The sequence below is a fragment of the Saccharopolyspora sp. NPDC003752 genome (assembly GCF_053605825.1).
The window spans coordinates 13260-34072 of record NZ_JBSGJZ010000051.1 but is presented as its reverse complement, the minus strand read 5'-3'; the positions used below and the strand labels follow the sequence as shown (position 1 = coordinate 34072).

The following is a 20813-nucleotide window of genomic DNA, read 5'->3' as shown; positions in this document are numbered from 1 at the left end:
TTCTGCTCGCAGCATCCCCGATGCACGAGGGAGTGTCCGTGTCACGCCTCAAAATGCTCTGCTTGTCCACCGGTTTGGCCATCACGGCGGCCACTGGAACCGGTGGCTTCTCCACCGCGGCAGCAACTCCGGATCCGGCCCGGCTCAGCGCACCGGCGGCCACAGTGGAGAACGACCCGATGAAGGCCTGCACGAACGCCGAAGAGGCACCCGTGCGAACCACGGCCGTGTTCAACGACCCTGCGGCCGGCGAACCGGCGACGATCATGAGCCAGCTGTGCTCGCTCATCAAGCAGGCACCGGCCGGATCCCGGATCCGGATCGCCCACTTCGTGGTGAGCGGCAAGGCGGGGGCCGACTTCGCCGAGGTGCTCGGCGACGCTCACCGTCGCGGCATCCAGATCCAAATGGTGCTCGACGGCTGGCAGGACGACAAACCCCCGGCGCAGGCCATCCTGGCGGAACTCGGCACCGATCAGGAGCAGCCCTCCTGGCTCCACGTGTGCAGCAACGTCTCGCCGGAGGGCAACACCTCCTCCTGCCTGGGCACCAAGGGAAACCACAACAAGTTCGCGCTCTTCTCCGAGACGGGAGGGCAGCGGAACGTGGTGATGCAGTCGTCGTCCAACCTCACCGACGTCAACTCGCAGACCTACTGGAACAACGCCGTCGTCCTGCGGGACAACCCGCAGCTCTACCGCGTGTACGACCGGTACTTCAGCGAACTCGCTGCGGAGAAGCGCACGCCCGCCACCACGGGGACCTTCCACACCGGCATGCCCGAGGGCCCGGTCGACGTGTACTTCTCGCCAGTACCCCAGGGGGACCCCGTCGCCGAGCAACTCGCACGTGTCCGCTGCACGCCGGCCACCCGGATCAGCGTGGGGATGTCCGAGATCGACGACACCCGCCTGGCCGCGGTGGAACAGCTGGTCCGCCTGTCCAACGCCGGTTGCCAGGTCCGCATGGTCCACGGCAGCCTTGAACCCGAGGGGCAGGCACTGATCGACGCCACGCCCGCTATCGAGGTCCGCGAGCTGAAGAGCGGTACCTTGCCCGGCACCGTCCACTCCAAGTACGTCGTGGTCGACCACGGCCGCGACGGCGCTGCCGCCGGCTGGGTGACCACCGGCAGCCAGAACTGGACGCACACGTCGCTGCGCCGCAACGACGAGGCCACCCTCACGTTGCACCAACCCGCCATGGTCGCGGCGTACTCGGCCGCCTTCGACCGGATGTTCAGCGTCGCCGAACGGGCCGAGTGACGCCGCCTCGGTCGCGCGATCGACCCGGCTGCGGGACGTGCCCTCCGCGGTAGGAGGGCACGTCCCCCGTGGCGTGCCTCGACACGTAACCGGATCAGCCGGCGGGGACGGCACCGCGCACCGCCCTGCATGGGCGTCGGCAAGCGGGCGGTCGACGAGGTGGCCGGAGACGCGATCAGCTCTCCCCCGGCTCCAGGTGGTAGAGCTCCGGGAGGTTGACCACGATCGCCTCCTGCGTGCTGCGGGCGATCACTACCTCCGCCGGGTCGTTCGGGTCCGGGTTCTCCTCGCGGTGCGGGACGAACGGCGGCACGAAGATGTAGTCGCCCGGCTCCGTCTTGATCCGCACCTCCTCGGCGCCGTCGTGGAAGACGAACTCCGGGTGGCCGCTGACCACGTAGATCGCCGTCTCCGACTCACCGTGGTGGTGGTTGTCCGAGGCCGTCGACGGGCCGACGTGCGTCTCGCCCATCCAGATCCGCTCCGAGCCGACCAGGTCGCCGCTGATCGCCGCGAGCCGCCGCATGCCCTCCGTCTGCGCAGTCTTGTTGTCCAGATCGGCGGCCCGGACGTGGTGCAGCCGGGTGCGCAGCGAGCGGCGCTGCTCCTCGGACACCCGGGTCGAGAGATCCGGGTGGAACGCGTCGTGCTGGGTCATCAGGATCCTTCCTTGTTCACCGATCGCCGACCAGCGGCACCCCGTCGAGGAACTCGCCGACCTGCCGGCCGAGTTCGCGCCACACCTCGGCGCCGGGTGAATCGTTGTGCACCGAGGTAACCCCACCCTCCACCGCGCGCACAACCTCGCCGATCGTGATTTCGCCGGCCGGTCGCGCCAGCGAGTAACCCCCGTCGCAGCCGCGCTGGCTGGTGACCAGCCCGGCCCGCCGCAGCTCGATCATCAGGTTGACCAGCGAGTTCAGCGGGATGCCCTGCCGCCGGGCGATGACCTCGCACTTGACCGGCTCGGGGCCGCTGCCCGCCAGGTCGCGCAGCGCCCGCACCGAGTAGTCGGTGCGCGCCGAGATGTGCACCGGGGCCGACCGGCGGGCCCGCGGCGCGGCCGGCGTCTCGGGCAGCAGCACCGCGCCCTTGGCGACCTCCTCGCAGAACAGCACGATGCGTGCGGCCACGCTCCGGTGGAACTTGTCGTTGAGGATGTCGTGCACGCCGTCCTTGAACACCGCCACCGAGCTCTGCGGGTGCTTGGCCGCCAGCGAGGTCACCGGGGCGACCGGCGCGAGCGTGTCCGCATCGCCGTGCAGCAGCAGGGTCGGCACGTCCGGTAGCCGCTTCGGCGGCTCGGGGACGTCGTCGGTCAACCGGCCCCACTGGAACTCCGGATCGTTCTCCAGCAGTTCGCGGTGCACCGGGCACGACGTGCGCACCCCGATCTCCTCGTCCCGGCCGGTGGGCTGCTGCCCCTGCGCGAGCGGGGTGCCCGCCAGGACCAGGCCGTCCACCTCGACCTCCAGCGCGAGCGCCCAGGCGCGCAGCGCCCCGGCATCGGTGCCGGCCAGGAACCGCGCCGCCCCGGGCCGGAACCACGTCTCGGGATCGGTGTGCGGGTCCGGCACCACCACGGCGTAGCCGTCCGCGGACAGCCGCCGGCCGAAGCGCTGGTAGACGGCGGGGTTCTCGCCCCTGCCCGGCAGCACCACCACGGTGCCGCGGCAAGGCCCGTCCGGCTCCCAGTTCCGGGTCATCTCAGGCTCCTCTCACTGAACTGTTTCGAAAGCGGCTTGCGTGGCGGTGCAGGTAGCGGAACAAGTCGAGTCCCACACCGCAAGCGGCTGCCGCCGCTTCTTAAACAGAACAAGGATTCACTTGCCGGGGTACAGATCCCGCTCGCAGACCTTCGCCACGTCCACCTTCTCGCGCAGCACGCCCGCCTGGAGGTAGCGATCCGCCACGGCCTGCAGGTCGGCGACCACATCATCGGTCAACGGCCGCACCTCCTGCTTGGTCCGGGTCAGGATCTGGTGCGCCACCGGCGGGTCCAGCGACGTCAGCTTCTCGTAGACGCGCTGGTACTCCTCGGGATTCTCGTCGCTCCACCGCCACGCCACCTCGAACCGCCGCATCGCGTCGGCCAGCGCCTCGCGCTTGAGCGGATCGGCAGCCGACGCCGTGGACACCGACAGGATGCCGTTTCGGCCGTTGATGCCCTGGCCGTCGCGGATCACCCGGGCCCCGGCGTGCTCCGCGATCGACAGGTACGGGTCGAAGGTCGCCCAGGCGTCGATGTGCCCGGCGCTGAAGCCCGCTTGCGCGTCGGTCGGCAGGCTGAAGGTGATCTGCACGTCCTGCTGCGTCAGCCCGGCCTCCTCCAGCGCTCCGAGCGCGGTGTAGTGCGAGACGCTGCCCGGCGCGGTGGACACCACGAGGTGCTTGCCGCGCAGGTCGGCCACGGTGCGGATCGGCGAGCCCGGCGGCACGATGATCGCCGTCGATGACGGGGACGCCGCGGTCGCCACGGCCGGTCGCGCCGGCACGCCGCCGGCGATGGCCTGCACGGTGGGCGCGTCCGCGGCGGTCGCGGTGTCCACGTCGCCGGAGCGCATGGCCTCGAAAAGCGGTGCCGCGCCTTGGAAGTTGGCCCAGCGGATCTTGTACGGGGCGTCCTCGAACGCCCCGGACGCTTCCACCCTGGCTCGCAGCCCGCCGGCCTGGTCACCGAGCACCAGGGTCACGTCGGACAGCGACTTGGGCGAGCTGCCCCCGGCGCAGCCGGCCACGGCGAGCAGCACCGCGGCCAGCACCGACACCAGGATTCTGGTCGTACGCACTCCGTTGTCTCCAGTCTCAGTCGAGCAGATCCGGCTGCTCGTGCACGATCTCTTCGAAGAGCGGGGCGAAGGTCACCCAGCCCGGGTCGCGGTGCTGCTGGTACTGCTGCCTGGTGTGCCGCGCGATCTCGTGCGGGATCAGCTGCAGCTGCCCGGCCGCCTGGGCGACAACCTGCACCTTCGAGTTCCGCTCGGCGGCCACGTACAGCGACACCGCCTCCTCCAGGCTCCGGCCGACGGTGAGCAGCCCGTGGTTGGCCAGGATCGCCAGCCTGCGCTGCCCGAGCGTCGCGGCGATCCGGCGGCCCTCCTCCAGGTCGAGCACGACCCCGGAGAAGTCCGGCACGATCACGTTGTCCTCGTAGAACTGGGCGCTGTCCTGCGAGATGGGCAGCAGTTCGGTGCCCAGCGCGGCGAGCGCCTTGCCCCAGACGGAGTGGCTGTGCGCGGCCGCGTCGACGTCCGGGCGGGCCTGGTGGATCTGCGAGTGGATGGCGAACGCGGCCTGGTTCACCGGGAGGTCCCCGTGCACGATCTCGCCGTCGTGGTTGACCAGCAGCAGCTCGGACGCCTTGATCCGGCTGAAGGCCCGGCCCAGCGGGTTGACCCAGAAGTGGTCCGGCAGTTCGGGATCGCGGACCGTGATGTGCCCGGCGGCGCCCTCGTTGTAGCCGAGCTTGCCGAAGATCCGCAGCGCCGCGGCCAGCCGCTGCTTGCGGAACCGGCGTTCGTCCTCGACGTCGTCGAAGACCGGGCGGGCGGGGAAGCTGTTCTGCCGTGGGGAAAGCGATCGGGCGAACTCGGATCCCCCGGCTGCGACGGTGGTCATGGTGTTCTCCTCCTGATGTCTCGGCGCCGATCGATGGCGATTTCGCGCTAAATCACCGTTCGGCGCGCCTGGCAAGCGGCGATTTCGCGCGAAATCGCCGCACCGCGGGTCAGGCGGCGGCGCGGCGGGCGACTTCCTGGCGGACCAGCGGGATCAGCTCGCGGCCGTAGTCGACCGCGTCGTCGAACGGGTCGTAGCCGCGGATGAGCAGCGTCGTCACGCCGATGTCGACGTAGTCCAGCAGCGCCGCCGCCACCGTCTCCGGGGTACCCACCAGTGCGGTGGAGTTACCCGCCGCGTTGGTGGCCGCCGCCGTGGGTGTCCACAGTGCACGGTCGTGCAGCTCCCCCGCCGCTGCGGCGGCGAGGAGCCGCTGCGAACCGACGTTGGCGACCTGCTGGCCAGGGTTCAGCGTCTTGGGCCCGGTGAAGGACGCCAACCCACCGCGCGCTGCGTTGATCCGGTCGAGGATGCGGTGCGCCCGCTCCCACGCCTGCTCCTCGGTCGCGCCCAGGATCGGCCGGAACGACACGCTGATCCGCGGCGGTTCCGACCGCCCCACTTCTGCGGCGGCCTTCCGGACCGCGGCGATCTGCTCCGCGGTCTGCGCCAGCGGCTCGCCCCACATCGCGAAGACGTCGGCGTGCTTGCCGCCGACCCGCAGGGCGGCCTCCGAGGAACCGCCGAAGTACAGCGGGATCCCGGACTGCCGCACCGGGCGGACGGCGGCGTTGTAGTCCTGGAAGCGGTAGTGCGCGCCCTCGTGGCTCACCGGTTCCTCGGCGGCCCACACCCGGCGGAGGACGTCCAGGTACTCGTCGGTGCGCGCGTAGCGCTCGTCCTTGCCCAGGTAGTCGCCGTCGCGGCGCTGGTCCGCGTCGTTGCCGCCGGTGATGATGTGCACCGCGATCCGGCCGCCGGTGAGGTGGTCGGCGGTGGCGAAGGTGCGGGCCGCCAGCGTCGGGGCCACGAAGCCCGGGCGGTGCGCGATCAGGAAGCCCAGCCGCTCGGTGTGCGCGGCGGCGTGGGCGGCGAGCTGGGTGTTCTCCGGGCTGCTCGACCCGTAGCCGATCAGCACCCGGTCGAACCCGGCCGCCTCGTGCGCCTGTGCGAACTTCCGCAGGAACGCCGGGTTGACCGCCGGTCCGTCCGCGGCGTGGATCTCCGAGACGTGCTGCGCCCCGATCATCCCGATGAACTCGACGGTCATGACGAACTCCCCTCTCCGGTCCCGACACCCAGCCAGGACAGCAACTCCGCGCGCAGCGCCAGGAAGGCCGGGTCGGTGACATCGCGCGGGCGGTCCAGGTCCAGCACCTGGTCGTAGCCGATGCGGCCGTCGCGCATCACCAGCACCCGGTCGGCCAGCAGCAGCGCCTCCTCCACGTCGTGCGTGACGAGCAAGATCGCGCAGCCGTGGCGCTGCCACAGCTCGCCGACCAGCTGCTGCGCCTTGATGCGGGTCAGCGCGTCCAGCGCCGAGAACGGCTCGTCGAGCAACAACAGGTCCGGTTCGCGCACCAGCGCACGCGCCAGCGACGCCCGCTGCGCCTCGCCGCCGGAGAGCACCTTCGGCCAGACGTCCACCCGGTGGCCGAGGCCGACCTCCTCCAGCGCGGCCACCGCCCGCTTCTTGTCCGGGCGGCCGGGCAGGCCGAGGATCACGTTGCGCCACACGCGTTTCCACGGCATCAGCCGCGGCGCCTGGAACGCCACCGCGCGCCGCACGGCCACCTCGACCTCGCCGGTCACCTCGCGGTCGAGGTCGGCCAGGATCCGCAGCAGCGTGCTCTTGCCGCAGCCGCTCGGGCCGAGCAACGCCACGAACTGGCCGGGCTCGATCTCCAGGTCGAGGTCGTCGAGCACGGTGCGGTCGCCGAAGCGGCGGCTCAGGCCGCGCACCGAGGCGGGTTTCACTACGCTCCGCTGAACGCCGGTCGCCATGCCAGCAAGGTCCTTTCCAGCAGTCGGACGATGAAATCGGCGACGAGGCCGAGCAGTGCGTACAGCACCAGGCAGACCACGATCACGTCGGTCTGGAAGAACTCGCGGGCCATGTTCATCTCGTAGCCGATGCCCGCGGTGGCGTTGATCGTCTCGCCGAAGACCAGCGCCAGCCACGCCGAACCCAGCGAGTACCGCAGCCCCACCAGGGCGTTGGGCATCGCGGCGGGCAGGATGATGTGCCGCACCTGGGCGAACCAGCCGAGCCCGAGCGTCTTGGCCGCCTCCACCAGGCCCGCGTCGACGTTGCGGATGCCGCCGTAGATGTTCATGTACAGCGGGAAGGTCACGGCCAGCGCGATCAGCACGATCTTGGGCTGCTCGCCGATGCCGAACCAGATGATCAGCAGCGGGATGAGGCCGATCACCGGCACCGTGCGCAGCATCTGCATCGGCGCGTCGATGAGGTCCTCGCCGCGCCGGAACAGGCCGGAGAGGGTCGCCAGCACGATCGCGACGACGACGCCGATCACCAGGCCGGCGCCGACGCGTTGCAGCGAGGCGGCGATCGCCTCCTGCAACCGCCCTTCGTCCCACATCTCCACGGCGGTCCCGGCGACCGTGGCGGGCGAGGCGAGGGTGTCGTCGCTGAGCACCCCGGTGCTGCTGAGGACCTGCCAGATCACCACCAGCGCGATCGGGCTGATCAGCTTGAAAACCCAACGGGGAACGCGGTTCTCGCGCCGCGCGGTGCGGGTTTGCACGGTGGTGACGGGGATCGGATCCCGATCGGTCGGCGCGCCGGTGGGCGCGCGTTCGGTGGATACAGTCATCTGCACTCTCCGGCGGGCATGAGGGCGCAGCACGGCCACGACGGATGGGCCGCGCTGGAGGATCACCGGAGCCCCGGTTCCGCTGCTCAGGTGCCGTGCGCACTTTTCGCTGCTATGGCGACGAAAACCAGGCACGGGTGTTGACCAGCGGAGACGCTGTGCGGGGGAGCTCCGGCGAAGCTGCAAGCGGTCGCGCTACGACGCGCGAGAAAAAGAAGAAGCGGAGAAAACCGTTACCGGCAACAGAGTGCGGAGGACACGCGCACGAAGTCCACGTAACCTCGTGTCGTCAGGGCCGCTGTCCGGATCATGCCCAAGACCGTAACCGGACACCCGGATCGTGTAAACCCAACTCCACGGATTGGGATTGTGATCGGATCCGCACCGGCGGAGGTCCTTCGCACGACCCGCGGGCGCCTCGCGCGGTTCGCCCGGCGCTACCGTGGACCGGTGCAGCCGGAACTTTCCAGCGGGTCGGGCCGACCCGTCATCGCGATGCGAGCGGGCAGGCGCCCTGGAGGCCGTTCGTGATCGAGGAACTGCTGCCCGCCGAGGTCAGCTCCGCCGAAGCCTTCGCCGATCCACCGGACGTGGTCCTGTTCCCCGAAGAGGAAGCGCTGATCGCGCGCGCCCGGGACAAGCGCCGCCGGGAGTTCACGACCGGGCGGTGGTGCGCGCACCAGGCGCTGAGTCGGCTCGGCGTGCCGCCCGCTCCCCTGCTGCGCGGCGAGCGCGGAGCGCCGCAGTGGCCGGCCGGGATCCTCGGCAGCATCACGCACTGCGCCGGCTACCGGGCCGCCGTCGCCGCGCGCGCCGGGCAGGTGCACACCGTCGGCATCGATGCCGAGCCGCACGCCCCGCTGCCCGACGGCGTGCTCAACGTCGTGTCCCTGGAAGCGGAACGCGCCGACCTGGCCCGGCTGTCCGCGGCGCGGCCCGACACGCATTGGGACCGGATCCTGTTCAGCTGCAAGGAAACCGTCTACAAGGCGTGGTATCCGATCACCGGCCGCTGGCTCGGCTTCGAAGACGCCCGGCTCGAACTCGGCACCGGAACGTTCACCGCGCACCTGCGCAAGGAGGGCGCGGAACTGGCGGGCCGCCCGCTGACGGCGTTCACCGGCCGCTGGCTGGTCCGCGACGGCCTCGTCGTCTCCGCCATCGCCGCGACCCGGTCGAACACGTGAAGGGCGCCTCCCGACGGGAGACGCCCTTCATTCCTGGGCCCGAGATGGATCAGGCGCCGGCGCCGGCCTTGAGGGCCTTGGCGACCGCCACGACCCGCTTCGCCTGGACGGCAGCCGCCGCACGGGTGACGTCGTCGACCTTGTTCGCACCCTGGGCGTCGACGTGACTGGTGCCGTACGGGTTGCCGTCGGCGAACTTCGCGCCATCGGTGTAGCCCGGGGCGACCACGATGCCGCCGAAGTGGTGGAACGTGTTGTACAGCGCCAGCAGCGTCGACTCCTGGCCGCCGTGCGCGGTCGAGCTGGAGGTGAAGCCGCTGTAGACCTTGTCCGCCAGCTGCCCCTGCGCCCACTGGCCGCCGAGGGTGTCGATGAACTGCTTGAGCTGCGAAGCGATGTTGCCGAAGCGGGTCGGCGAGCCGAACAGCACCGCGTCGGCCCACACCACGTCGTCCGGGGTGGCCTCGGGGATGGGCTTGGTGGCCTCGACGTTGGCGCGCCACGCCGGGTTGCTGTCGATCGCCGCGTCGGGCGCCAGCTCCGGGGCACGCCGCACCCGCACCTCGGCGCCGGCCGCCTCGGCCTCGGCGGCCAGGGTGTTGGCGATCTCGGTGCCGGTTCCGGTGGCCGAGTAGTAGATGACGCTGACCTTCACGGGGGTGCTCACTGTCGGACTCCTATTCAAGGGGCTGGGCGGCTGCGTCGGAACCAGTCGCTCATCTCTTCCACGGAAGACAATACTCGGACTGCATCTTCTGCGCAAGAGATTTCCTTGCGAGCTGTTTCAGGTAGACTGGTGGGGCCGCAATCGCAGGAGGGAGCATCCCGGTGAACAGCAAGACCGGCCCGGATCCGTGCACCGATGACGACGAGATCATCACCTGGTGGGGACTGGTGATCGAGGGCTACCACGTCACGCAGGGGCACATCGAGGCCGAGATCAGCGAGCACTTCGGGCTCCCCCCGGCCTCCTTCGACATCCTGCTCCGCCTGGTCCGCACGCCCGACCACCGGATGCCCATGACCAAGCTCGCCCGCGAGGCGGCGCTGAGCAGCGGCGGCTTCACCAAGGTCGCCGACCGCCTCGCCAAGGCCGACCTGATCCGCCGCGAGCCGTGCGATACCGACCGCCGGGTCACCTACGCGGTCCTCACCGACCACGGCCGCGACATCGCCGAGCGCTCCCGCGCGGCGTGCGCCGAGATCCTTCGCAAGCGCGTCCTGGCCCCGCTCGGCAAGGCCGACTCGGCAGCCCTCGCCGAGGCCATGCGCACCCTCCGCGCCGCCAACGCGCCGGACTGAACCCGACTCGATCCCGCCTGAGGGGTCGCGCCGGGAAGACCTGACGGGGTGGCGGTTTCGCGCGAAACCGCCACCCCGCCCTCACGCCGAGCGCCGTTTCGGTTCGACAGGTGGACCGGGGCCAAGTCGTAACCGGTGGACACGCCGCTGCCGGCCTGCTCCTGCTTCGACTGGGGTAGGCCGCGAACTCGTCCGACTCGACCACCTCACCACCACTGGTGCGGCCGGTCGCCCCCTCCGGCACTGGATGTTGCCGGGCTGCTGCCCGTCCACGCAATGCGCGGCGGCGACCAGCCACTGCTTGTCGATCAGCGAGGCGCCGCGGTGGCGCTTGCGCTGGAGCATTCACCTTCGTGCTGCCCCACGGTTGCGCCCGTTGACCGTTGCCAAGGAACGGGACGGATCCATATACTCCCATTTAGTGAGCATCGCGCTCACTATTTGAGCATATGCGCTCATTCGTCCCGGACGAGGGCCGCACCGAAGGACATTCAATGGCGAATTCCACCACCGACGGCGTCACAGCCACCGACCAAGCGGGCGCGCGACCCGCGCAGTCGCACGCCAAAGTCATCCGCGCCGCCATCCTGGGCACCGTCGTCGAGTACTACGACTTCGGCATCTACGGCTACATGGCGACCATGGTCAGCGCCCACTTCTTCGTCCAGGACGATCCGACCGCGGCGCTGCTCGGCACCTTCGCCGCGTTCGCCGTGGCGTTCTTCCTCCGCGTGCCGGGCGGGATCTTCTTCGGCCACATCGGCGACAAGTACGGCCGCAAGAAGGCGCTGACCTGGACGATCCTGCTGATGGCAGTAGCCACCGCGCTGATGGGCCTGCTGCCCACCTACGCCACGCTCGGCGTCTGGGCGACCGCGCTGCTGACGCTCTCGCGCTGCTTGCAGGGCTTCGCCGCCGGCGGTGAGCTCGGCGGCGCCAACTCGTTCGTCTCCGAGCACGCCCCGCCCAAGTGGCGCGCCTTCCAGACATCGATGGTCAACTCCGGCACCTACATCGGGTCGCTGTGCGCATCCCTGATGGCGCTCGCGCTGACCACGGGGCTGTCGGCCGAGCAGATCGCGGCCTGGGGCTGGCGAATCCCGTTCCTGCTGAGCCTGGTCATCGGCGTGGTCGGGCTGTGGATCCGCAACTCGCTGGACGAGACCGAGCAGTTCGCGGACGTCCAGCAGCAGAGCGAGGTCGTGAAGGTCCCGCTGTTCGCGGTGCTTTCGACCGCGTGGCGGCAGGTCCTCACCATCATCCTGCTCGGCGCGGTGATCACCGGCGGCTACTACATCGCCTCGGTCTACGCCGCGACCTACCTGCAGACCGCCGGGCAGCGCTCGCCGCAGTTCGCCTTCGCCGCGACCTGCATCGCGATGGTCCTGGGCGTGATCACCCTGCCGATCTCGGGCTACCTCGGTGACCGGATCGGGCGCAAACCGGTGTTCATCGGCGGATCCGCGGCCGGGGCGCTGCTCGGGGTGCCGATGTTCATGCTGATGGCCGACGGCCCAGCGCCGCTGGCGATCCTGGGCCCGGCCGTGCTGTTCATCTGCGTCTCGGTGGTCAACGGCGTCTCGTTCGCCACGTACGCCGAGATGCTGCGGGCCCGCTTCCGGTACAGCGGAATCGCGTTGGGCAACAACGTGACCAACATGCTGCTCGGCGGCACTGCGCCGTTCGTCGCGACGCTGCTGGTGAGTTCGACCGGCAACAAGCTCGCTCCGGCCGGGTACTTCGTCGCCTGCGCCCTGATCAGCCTCGTCACGTCCTTCTTCCTCAAGGAGACCAAGGGAAGGGAACTCGCACTATGACAGCCAGGTTTCGAGATCGCCGGATCGTGGTGACCGGCGCCGGAAGCGGCATGGGCCGGGCGGAGGCGCTCTGCCTCGCCCGGGAAGGCGCCGACGTTCTGCTCGCCGACATCGATCTGGCCGCCGCCCGCGCCGTCGCCGACGAAATCACCGCGGCGGGAGGAACCGGCCGGGCTCACCACCTCGACGTGGCCGACCCCGATGCGTGGCGCGGACTCGCGACGGCGCTCGACGGGAAGCCGTTGCACGGCCTGGTGAACAACGCCGGTGTGAGCTTCCGGAAAGGCATCGCCGAGACGTCGGTCGACGACTGGCGCCGGGTCGTGGACATCAACCTGTCCAGCGTCTTCTTCGGGATGAAGTTCCTCTCCGGCCCGCTGGCGCGAGCCGGGGGCGCGTCGGTGGTCAACGTGTCCTCGATCGCCGGGATGGTCGGCTACTTCTCCGCTTCCTACGGGGCGAGCAAGTGGGGTGTGCGCGGGCTGTCCAAAGTGGGCTCCCTGGAATTCGCCGCCAAGGGCGTCCGGGTGAACTCCGTCCACCCGGGGCTGGTCGACACTCCCCTGCTGCATTCCGGTGACCACCGGTTCGTCGACGAGAGCCTCCGGTCCGTGCCCGCCGGCCGGGTGGCCGCGCCCGAGGAGATCGCCGGGGCGGTCGCCTTCCTGCTCTCCGACGAGGCGTCCTACATCAACGGCACCGAGCTCGTCGTCGACGGCGGACTGGTGTCCGGCGGCACCTACCACCGCATCACCACCGCCCTCGCCGAGGACGCCTCATGACCGGCGCACTCCTCGAAATCCTGAACCTGCTGGGAAAACAGGCCCACGCCATCGACGGCGGGGCGGCCCGGCAGTGGGCCGAGACCTTCACCCCCGACGGCGTGTTCCGCTCCCCCACCTATCCCGAACCCGTCCGCGGACGGGAAGCGCTCACCGAGTTCGCCGCGGCCTTCGCCGCGAACAACCCCCGAGCCCACCACATCGTCACCAACGTCTGCATCGACCGCGAGATCAGCGCGGACGAGTGCCACGTCAAGGCCAACCTGCTCATCGTGCGGACCACGAGCTCCGACGCGGTGGCCATCGACCGGGTCACCACCATCGACGACAGCTTCGTCCGCCGCGGCGGGCTCTGGCTGATCGCCGAGCGGGTCGTCACCCGCGACTGAACCACCTCTTCCTGCGAACACCTGGAGAATCCCCGATGACGGCACCGAACGACCAGGCCAACCCGACGCGCGCGGACGACAGCCCCATCGCCGCGAGCTACCCCGAACTCGTCGGCAAGGTCGCCGTCGTGACCGGTGCGGGTCGCGGCATGGGCGCGGTCTTCGCCACCGAGCTCGCCCGGCGCGGCATCAACGTCGTGGCCGGCGACCTCACCGGCGCGCCCGAGGTCGCCGAGCAGGTCGGCCGGCAGATCACCGACGGCGGGCGGGTCGTCGGCCACCGCGCCGACGTCACGGACCCCGCCGGCCACGACGGCCTGCTGCGCGCCGGGCTCGACGAGTTCGGCCGAGTCGACTTCTGGGTCAACAACGCCGGGATCTTCCCGCAGGCCGAGTTCACCGAGATCCCGCCGGAGCAGCTCACCGCCACCTACCAGGTCAACGTCAACGGCGTCGTCTACGGCGCGCAGACCGCCGCCAGGCACATGCGCGAACACGGCGGCGGCGCGATCGTCAACATGGCCTCGGTGGCCGGGGTCCGGGTGCGCGCCACCCGCGCGGCCTACAACTCGTCCAAGGCCGCCGTGCGGCACCTGACCAGCTGCATGGCCGTGGAACTGGGCTCGGACAACATCCGGGTCAACGCGATCGCGCCCGGCTTCGTCGACACCGAGATGACGCGATGGGTGCGCGAGGACCCGGCGGCGCTCGACCGCGCGCTCAGCACCGTGCCGCTGCGCCGGGTCGGCGCGCCCATCGAGGTCTTCGGCGCCCTGTACTTCCTGCTGTCCGACAGCGCGCGGTACATCACCGGCGCGGTGATCCCGGTCGACGGCGGCTCCCAACACATCTGAGGGGGACTGCCTTCTCGTGGCTGTGCAAGCGCCTGCGGCGCATCAGGACAAAAGATCGAGATCGAAGACAGGCACTGAGGTAGATCCATGGATTACGACTACGACCTCGTCGTCATCGGCGCCGGGGGCGCCGGGCTGGCGGCGGCGGTATCGGCGGCGCAGCACGGGCTGCGGGTGCTGGTGCTGGAATCCGAGGCCGAGATCGGCGGGTCGACGCAGCTCTCCGCCGGGATGCTGACCGCCGCGGCCACCGGCGTGCAGCGGGCGCTGGGTGTCGAGGACTCGCCGGAACGCATGTTCCAGCACTACATGGACCTCAACCAGTGGCGCGTGCTGCCCGGCCCGACGCGGATGTTCTGCGAGCAGTCGGGCACGCTCATCGACTGGCTGCTCGACCTCGGCGTCGAGATCCCCGCCCAGCTGTCCCGCAACGCGCACATGCCGGGGTTGACCCGCGCCGGCGTCGAGGACGTCTGGCGCGGCCACGTGCCGAAGGACCAGGGATACGGGCTCGTCCAGGCCCTGGACCGCGCCCGGCGACGACTCAAGGTCGATCTCGCGCTCGGCAGCCGCGCCACCGACCTGCTCCGCGACGGCCCGGCGGTGCGCGGGGTGGTCGTCGACGGCGCGGAGGTCACCGCGCCTTCCGTCGTCGTGGCCTGCGGTGGGCTGGCGCAGAACCCCGAGCTGGTGCGGGAGTACTTCCCGGACGCCGGCATCGCCGGCGACAGCCTGTTCGTCGTCGCCGCCCCCGGCAGCCGGGGCGATCACATCGCGCTGGCCGAGCGGCACGACCTGTCGCTGTTCGGGCACGGCTGGGGTCTGCTGCTGGTCACCGCCGAGTTCCAGCGGTTCCACCACTGGCAGAGCGGATTTCCGCCGGCGTCCCGGATCCACGTCAACGCCGACGGCCACCGGTGCATGGACGAGGACGCCCCATATGCGGTCAGCCCCGGAATCCTCAAGGACCACGGCGGATTCGTCTGGGCGGTCTTCGACGAAGCGGCCCGCACCGGCCTGCCGCCCGGTTACACCGACTGGGCGGCGGACCGGGTCCTCGAAGAGGTCGGCAAAGGCGTCGTCCGGTGCGCCGGCACGCTGCCCGAGCTCGCTGCGCGGATCGGCGTGCCGGCCGCCAACCTCATCCAGAGCGTCGAGCGGTTCAACGCGCTGTTCGAGCGGGGCCACGACGAGGACTTCCTCCGGCACGAGTCGCTGGCCGCCAAGCAGGTCGACCCCCGGCTGCCACCGGTGGGAACCGGTCCGTTCTACGCGGTCCGGATGCTCCCCGCGGAGCTGGTGTGCACGCACACCGGCCTGCGCATCGACAGCCGCGCCCGCGTGCTCGACATCGGCGGCCACGTCGTTCCGGGGTTGTACGCGGCGGGCGAAGCGGCCGGGGGAATCCTCGGAGAACGCTACGTGGGTGGCGGGAATTCCGTGGCCCACGCCCTGGTGCTCGGCCGGCTCGCCGGGCAGGAAGCAGCACGACGGCTCAACGACGCAGGGAGCGGCGAATGACCACATCGGACGATCGGGTCGCCATCGAGCAGGTGCTCTACCGCTACGCGAGGGCGGTGGACCGGCTCGACTACGACGGCATCCGGGACTGCTACTTCCCCGACGCCATCGACAACCACGGTGGTTACCACGGGCCGGTGAGCGGCCTGATCGAGGACATCCGGCGGCGGCACACCACGATCGACTCGTCCCAGCACTTCATCAGCAACGTGCTCATCGACTTCACCGGCGACGACGCGGCCGAGGTCGAGTCCTACTGCCTCTGCTACCTCAGGCAGGCGCCGGTCGACGGCGCGACCGAGCAGGAACTGGCCATCATCCGATGCCGCTACGTGGACCGGTTCGAACGGCGCAGCGGCCAGTGGCGCATCGCCGACCGGGTCGTCGTCTTCGACGAGTTCCGCGCGGAAACCATCACCGACAGCCTCGACCCCGGCTGGGTCCGCTCCAGGAGGGACGGCACTGATCCGGTCTACCGGCAGTGATGGTCTGCGGTGTCAGCGCACCCGTGAGCGCGAGGCGAACAGCTGCGCGCTCACCTCGCGGGCTGCCGCCACCACCCGCGGCGCCACCTGCTCGACCGCAGCGGGATCGACCAGCGACACACCGATGCTGACGTCCGACATCGTCGGAGGTGTCTCCACCGGCACCGAAACGCCGATGACTCCTGGGATCACGTGACCGGTGGAAACGGCGTAGCCCTGCTCGCGGGCCGCCACCACCTCGGCCGGGTCGTCATCACGGGGTGGGCGGCCCGCCAAGATCGCAATACCGCCTGAGCCGCGGTCTATCGCGTGGCGCTGACCTGTCCGGAAGGCGATGTGCGCCGCGGCGAGCCGCGGCTCGACCACCAGCACCGCTTGTACCTCGGCATCGCTGACCGGCACCATCAGGTGCGCCGTCGCATCGACGGCGTCGGCGAGCCCCGCCATGATCGGGTAGGCCAGGCCGCGCAGATCACTGTCCACCGCCGACGCCAACTCCACGAGACCGTAGGCCAGGTGGTACCGCTTGTCCTCGGTCCGCCGGACCAGGTTGTGCGCGGTGAGCGCCTCCAGCATCCGGTGCAGCGCATTGCGGTTGAGCCCCAACGAGCGCGCCATCTCGGTCAGCGTCTCGCCGTCCGGCCGTCGGGCGAGGTGCCACAGGACCCGGATTCCCCTGTCGAGGGTCTGGGCCCCCGAAACCGAGGATCCTCGGTTGTCTTCCACGCTCATCCGCCGCCTTGCCGATCGCACTTCCCGCGCAATCCTATCCAACCGGCGACGACCACGCGAAGGCCAGCTCAGCGCGCCGATGGACTTCTGGTGGCGAGCGTCGACGAGAACGTGCTCCGCAGCGGAAGCGGTCGGCCGGGCTGGACCCGCGGCCGGAGCTACATCGCCGGTGTCCGGCCGCGGAAGGTGTCGCCGGACTGAGCGCCCTCAAGTCCGTCCAGGCTCCAGCAGTGAGAGCCGTCTGGCACGAGTGCGCGGACGACGCGGGCCTCGCTTCTCATCCCGAGACCCGCCCCAGCACCCGGACACCCATGCAGCGAAGCCGGCCGTTCCGCAGCAGTTCCAAGCAGATATTCCACAGTGGACACATCGCTCACCGGATTTCCCAAGGATTTCACAGAATTCACATTCTTGAATGTGCGTCACATACTTGACGCGACCCGATCGACTGCCCTACTTTTGACACCAAGGTCGGGGGTGACGCGGAATCCGCGTCCACCAGCCGGGGGTTCGTTCATGTCTGGCGGCGGGAGCGAACCCCCACCCGACCACCTACCGCCTCGGTTCCGGCGTGAAGACCCCGCCACCGACGGCAGAAACCCCTGTGCACCAGCCGTTTCACCCAGGCGCATGGCCGACCGATGTGGACTCCAACGCACCCGTGCGACAGACGGATCCGACGAGCCGTGCGTGGTTTGTGCTGCCACAGCAACACAAACCACGCACGGCCCTATTGCCCGGACGTCACCCGGCCACGTCCGCGTACGACCTCCCGACCTTGGCGCCGGCGAGGTAGGCCGTGGCCTCCCCGGTGATGCCGTCGGAGCGGTACACGCCCCACTTGTCGGTCACGAAGTCGGCGCGCAGCGTCGCCGCCGGGAACTGCTTCTGTCCATTGAGGACCTGTTCTTCGCCGTCGTGCCAGAACCTGACCCAGCCCTTGCCCGGATCGCTGGAGACGTGCACCCCGACGACGAAGCTGTTCCAGCTGTCCCTGGGCAGCGGGATCTTCCACAGCTGCGTCGTCTTCATGTCCGGGTCGCAGTACTCCAGGTCGAGCACGTCGCCGCGGGCCCGCAGCGACAGCGGCGGCGTGGCGGCACCCGAGCCGTAGTCCTTGAGCTGCCACAACGCCACCCATTCCCCGGTCTTCGTCGGCAGCGGGTCCCACATCGAACGCCACCCGATGTAGTAGGTGTCGCCCTCGGTGAACCGCAGCCGGCCGCCGTCCGGCGTCTTGTGGCCGCGCGACTCCACCCGCACCCGCTCCGAGCCCTCGGGCACGCCGGAGGTGTGCAGCCGGTACACGTCGCCGTGCTCGCCCTTCGGATCGGCCACCACCTCGACGCTGCCGGGCTTGGTCTCGATCCCCTCGAAGACCGAGGTACCGCGGTCGGTCTCGGCGGTCCAGACGGGCGCCTGGGCCTGCGGGGCCGCCGCGACGGCCGGCGCCGGTCCCGGCACCCGCAGCTCATCCGCCGCGGTGACCGCCAGCCCCAGCGCCGCGGCGAGCGCCGTGCCCGCGCGGAGCAGTTTCCGCACCGGGATCACCTCACTTGACCCGCTCGCGGACCCACTCGCCCGCGGGCTTGAGCTGGCCGGTGCCCGGGTACGGCCCGTTCTCGCAGGTGCCCTCCTTGAACACCGCGCCGGAGCGGGAGTCGTCGGAGTAGTTCCAGTTGGTCCAGCTGATGTTCTTCGAAGCCATCAGGTCGATGTACTTCTGGGCCATGTCGAAGTCGTTCCCGCCGTCGCCGGTGGCCTCCTGCGTGCCGAACTCGGTGACGAACATCGGCAGCTCGTCGGCCGCGCGCGACAACGTGTCCAGGTACTCCTGCCCGTGCGACGCCGCGTAGAAGTGGAACGTGTACATGATGTTGTCGGCGTTGACGGGGTTGTCGACGATCTCCTGCTCGTTGGAGTCCTCCGAAACCCCCAGTGACGACCAGGCACGGGTGCCGACCAGCACCACCGAGTCCGGGTCCTGCTCGCGGATCACCGGGATGAGCTCCTCGGCGTAGCTCTTGATCTGCGACCACTCGACGCCGCTGGGCTCGTTGGCGATCTCGTAGAGGACGTTGGTCTTGTCCTTGTGCCGCTTGGCCATCTCGGTGAAGAACGTCTTGGCGCGGTCCAGGTTGTAGTTCGGGTCACCGGGATCGAGCATGTGCCAGTCGATGATCGCGTACATGCCGCGCTGGCTGGCCGCCTCGACGTACTTGTCGACCAGTTCGGTGAACTTGGCCGGATCGTCCTCGTAGCCGCCTTCCTGGATGTACATGGAGATCCGCAGCACATCGGCCTGCCAGTCGTCGGCCAGCGCGTCCAGCGACGCGTCGTTGACGCACTGGCTGTACCACTGCAGGCCGTGCGTGCTCATGCCGCGCAGCTGCACCGGAGCCCCGCTGCTGTTGCACAGCGTCTTGCCGCAGACAGACAAAATCCCGTTGGCGACAACGGGATCCAGTTCCGGCTCTTGGGTTGTGGCCTGGGCCGCGGTGCTGGTCAACAGCAGGGCCGCGGCGATGGTGACGGCGCGTGCGGAGTTCTGCCACCTCATCGAAATCTCCTCGGTCGAAGAGCAGAGCCGCGGTGGCGGCTCCCGATCCTGGCGGCGGGAAACAGGAAACTTAGTTTCCAGTTCGCGTCACGATAGCGATACCGGCAAAACACCGTCAATACCCCGGAACAGGGACTTGCCACCCATGCGAAAAGGGCACCCCCGGTCGGCGATGCCGACCGGGGGTGCTGTTCGTTCAGATTCGTGAACGCAGATCAGGTGAGGGCGTCGACGCCGGTGAGGGCGCGGCCGATGATCAGCTTCTGGACCTGGCTGGTGCCCTCGTAGAGGGTCAGCACGCGCGCGTCGCGGACGTACTTGCCCACCGGGTACTCGTCGATGAAGCCGTACCCGCCGAAGACCTGCAACGCGTTGTTGGACACCCGCACGGCCGTTTCGCTGGCGTGCAGCTTCGCCATCGACGACGCGGTGGTCAGCTCCTGGCGGGACACCTCGCGCTCGGCCAGCGACGCGGCCCGCAAGGTCAGCAGCCGGGCGGCCTCGACCTCGACGGCGGAATCGGCGAGCAGTTCCTGCACCAGCTGCCGGGCCGCGATGGGCTTGCCGAACTGCACGCGCTCCCCCGCGTACCGGGTTGCGGCGGACAACGCGGCCTGCGCCACGCCGACCGCGCCGGCCGCGACCGAGATCCGGCCCTTCGTCAGCGCGCCCAGCGCGATGCCCAGGCCCTTGCCGACCTCGCCGAGCCGCGCCGAATCCGGCACCCGCACCTCGTCGAGCACCAGCTCCGCGGTGGCCTGCCCGCGCAGGCCGAGCTTGCCGTGCACGGTGTTCGCGGTGAAGCCGGGCGAGTCGGTGGGCACCAGGAACGCGGTGATGCCGCGGCCGCCGTCGTCGCTGGTGCGCGCGAACAGCAGCGCGACCTTGGCCCAGGTCCCGTTGGTGATGAACATCTTCTGGCCGGTGATCACCCAGTCCCCATCGTCTCGGCGGGCGCGGGTGGTCAGCGAGCCGGGGTCGGAGCCGGCGTCCGGCTCGGTCAGCGCGAAGCAGCCCAGGCCCTCACCACTGGTCAGCATCGGCAGCCAGCGCCGCTTCTGCTCCTCGGTGCCGTAGGTGGCGATGGACTTGCTCACCAGGCCCAGCGACACCGAGACGATGCCGCGCACCGAGGAATCGCCGCGGCCAAGTTCCTCGATGACCAGCGCGTAGCTGACCATGTCGGCCTCGACCCCGCCGTACTCCTCCGGGAGCGTCAGCCCGAGGAAGCCGAGTTCGCCGAGCTTGCGCACGATCCCGAGGTCGACCTCCTCGCGGCGGTCCCACTCGCGCACGTGCGGCACGATCTCGGCGTCGACGAACTGGGCCGCCATCTCCCGGAAGGCGACCTGGGTGTCGGTCAGTTCAAAGTCCACAGTGGTCCTCTTGCATCTCGCGCTTCGTGTTGTTCGGCCGCGCGCCCGTCCACCGCTCCGAGGCGAACGGACCGTTCGTCCCGCTGGACGAGGTGAACAGGCCGTTCGCGCCGCCGGTTCCGACGGGCCGCTTCAGGGAGTCGCTTGT

21 protein-coding genes are annotated in these 20813 nt (G+C 70.0%); 9 read left to right on the top strand and 12 right to left on the bottom strand.

Features of this window, described 5'->3' with window-relative positions; genetic code table 11:
- Positions 1-62 precede the first annotated feature (62 nt).
- Positions 63-1265, top strand: a complete 1203-nt coding sequence (locus ACWEV3_RS38325) for a phospholipase D-like domain-containing protein (RefSeq protein WP_452618600.1) — start codon at positions 63-65, stop codon at positions 1263-1265.
- A 175-nt stretch (positions 1266-1440) separates the two neighbouring features.
- Here ACWEV3_RS38325 and ACWEV3_RS38320 read toward each other — a convergent pair whose 3' ends face one another.
- From ACWEV3_RS38320 to ACWEV3_RS38290, 7 genes are all read right to left on the bottom strand, one after another.
- Positions 1441-1923, bottom strand: coding sequence for a cupin domain-containing protein (locus ACWEV3_RS38320; RefSeq protein WP_452618599.1), 483 nt, complete (start codon positions 1921-1923; stop codon positions 1441-1443).
- A gap of 16 nt (positions 1924-1939) precedes the next feature.
- Positions 1940-2971, bottom strand: a complete 1032-nt coding sequence (locus tag ACWEV3_RS38315; protein ID WP_452618598.1) for an Rrf2 family transcriptional regulator — start codon at positions 2969-2971, stop codon at positions 1940-1942.
- Between the two features lie 117 nt (positions 2972-3088).
- The gene (locus ACWEV3_RS38310; protein ID WP_452618597.1) at positions 3089-4054 is read right to left on the bottom strand and encodes an ABC transporter substrate-binding protein; all 966 of its coding nucleotides are present in this window, start codon (positions 4052-4054) and stop codon (positions 3089-3091) included.
- A gap of 16 nt (positions 4055-4070) precedes the next feature.
- Positions 4071-4883: a class II aldolase/adducin family protein gene (locus tag ACWEV3_RS38305; RefSeq protein ID WP_452618596.1), complete on the bottom strand. Its 813-nt coding sequence runs from the start codon at positions 4881-4883 to the stop codon at positions 4071-4073.
- 109 nt (positions 4884-4992) lie between these two features.
- A complete protein-coding gene (locus ACWEV3_RS38300) occupies positions 4993-6093 on the bottom strand; it encodes an LLM class flavin-dependent oxidoreductase (protein WP_452618595.1) in 1101 nt (366 codons plus the stop codon).
- Entirely contained in the window at positions 6090-6827 is a 738-nt protein-coding gene (locus ACWEV3_RS38295; protein WP_363810900.1) for an ABC transporter ATP-binding protein, read from the bottom strand. Before ACWEV3_RS38295 ends, ACWEV3_RS38300 begins: the two co-directional genes overlap by 4 nt.
- Positions 6800-7660 (bottom strand): ABC transporter permease, encoded by an 861-nt coding sequence (locus tag ACWEV3_RS38290; protein ID WP_452618594.1) that lies wholly within the window; start codon positions 7658-7660, stop codon positions 6800-6802. Before ACWEV3_RS38290 ends, ACWEV3_RS38295 begins: the two co-directional genes overlap by 28 nt.
- A 527-nt stretch (positions 7661-8187) precedes the next feature.
- Here ACWEV3_RS38290 and ACWEV3_RS38285 point away from each other — a divergent pair.
- Positions 8188-8847: a 4'-phosphopantetheinyl transferase family protein gene (locus ACWEV3_RS38285; RefSeq protein ID WP_452618593.1), complete on the top strand. Its 660-nt coding sequence runs from the start codon at positions 8188-8190 to the stop codon at positions 8845-8847.
- 49 nt (positions 8848-8896) lie between these two features.
- Here the strand turns inward: ACWEV3_RS38285 and wrbA are convergent, their stop codons facing one another.
- Positions 8897-9514 (bottom strand): NAD(P)H:quinone oxidoreductase, encoded by a 618-nt coding sequence (gene wrbA / locus ACWEV3_RS38280; RefSeq protein WP_452618592.1) that lies wholly within the window; start codon positions 9512-9514, stop codon positions 8897-8899.
- 161 nt (positions 9515-9675) lie between these two features.
- On the opposite strand from wrbA, the gene ACWEV3_RS38275 reads away from it, so the two are divergent.
- The 7 genes from ACWEV3_RS38275 to ACWEV3_RS38245 all read left to right on the top strand — a co-directional run bounded on the left by ACWEV3_RS38275 (position 9676) and on the right by ACWEV3_RS38245 (position 15997).
- Positions 9676-10149 carry a MarR family winged helix-turn-helix transcriptional regulator gene (locus ACWEV3_RS38275; protein WP_452618591.1) on the top strand — a complete coding sequence of 158 codons (474 nt, stop codon included), beginning with the start codon at positions 9676-9678 and terminating at the stop codon, positions 10147-10149.
- 494 nt (positions 10150-10643) lie between these two features.
- Entirely contained in the window at positions 10644-11966 is a 1323-nt protein-coding gene (locus ACWEV3_RS38270) for an MFS transporter (protein WP_452618590.1), read from the top strand.
- The gene (locus ACWEV3_RS38265) at positions 11963-12748 is read left to right on the top strand and encodes an SDR family NAD(P)-dependent oxidoreductase (protein ID WP_452618589.1); all 786 of its coding nucleotides are present in this window, start codon (positions 11963-11965) and stop codon (positions 12746-12748) included. Before ACWEV3_RS38270 ends, ACWEV3_RS38265 begins: the two co-directional genes overlap by 4 nt.
- On the top strand, positions 12745-13137 hold the full coding sequence (locus ACWEV3_RS38260; RefSeq protein WP_452618588.1) for a nuclear transport factor 2 family protein: 393 nt from the start codon (positions 12745-12747) through the stop codon (positions 13135-13137). The genes ACWEV3_RS38265 and ACWEV3_RS38260 overlap by 4 nt, the downstream gene beginning before the upstream one ends.
- Positions 13138-13172: 35 nt before the next feature.
- A complete protein-coding gene (locus tag ACWEV3_RS38255; RefSeq protein ID WP_452618587.1) occupies positions 13173-13991 on the top strand; it encodes an SDR family NAD(P)-dependent oxidoreductase in 819 nt (272 codons plus the stop codon).
- A gap of 87 nt (positions 13992-14078) precedes the next feature.
- Positions 14079-15512, top strand: coding sequence for an FAD-dependent oxidoreductase (locus ACWEV3_RS38250; RefSeq protein WP_452618586.1), 1434 nt, complete (start codon positions 14079-14081; stop codon positions 15510-15512).
- Positions 15509-15997, top strand: a complete 489-nt coding sequence (locus tag ACWEV3_RS38245; RefSeq protein ID WP_452618585.1) for a nuclear transport factor 2 family protein — start codon at positions 15509-15511, stop codon at positions 15995-15997. Before ACWEV3_RS38250 ends, ACWEV3_RS38245 begins: the two co-directional genes overlap by 4 nt.
- A 12-nt stretch (positions 15998-16009) precedes the next feature.
- Here ACWEV3_RS38245 and ACWEV3_RS38240 read toward each other — a convergent pair whose 3' ends face one another.
- From ACWEV3_RS38240 to ACWEV3_RS38225, 4 genes are all read right to left on the bottom strand, one after another.
- Complete coding sequence (locus tag ACWEV3_RS38240) at positions 16010-16729, bottom strand: IclR family transcriptional regulator (protein ID WP_452618584.1); 720 nt, start codon at positions 16727-16729, stop codon at positions 16010-16012.
- A gap of 744 nt (positions 16730-17473) precedes the next feature.
- Positions 17474-18271 carry a heparin lyase I family protein gene (locus ACWEV3_RS38235; RefSeq protein WP_452618583.1) on the bottom strand — a complete coding sequence of 266 codons (798 nt, stop codon included), beginning with the start codon at positions 18269-18271 and terminating at the stop codon, positions 17474-17476.
- Between the two features lie 10 nt (positions 18272-18281).
- On the bottom strand, positions 18282-19289 hold the full coding sequence (locus tag ACWEV3_RS38230) for a glycoside hydrolase family 5 protein (RefSeq protein ID WP_452618582.1): 1008 nt from the start codon (positions 19287-19289) through the stop codon (positions 18282-18284).
- A gap of 215 nt (positions 19290-19504) precedes the next feature.
- Entirely contained in the window at positions 19505-20665 is a 1161-nt protein-coding gene (locus ACWEV3_RS38225) for an acyl-CoA dehydrogenase family protein (RefSeq protein ID WP_452618581.1), read from the bottom strand.
- Positions 20666-20813 lie beyond the last annotated feature (148 nt).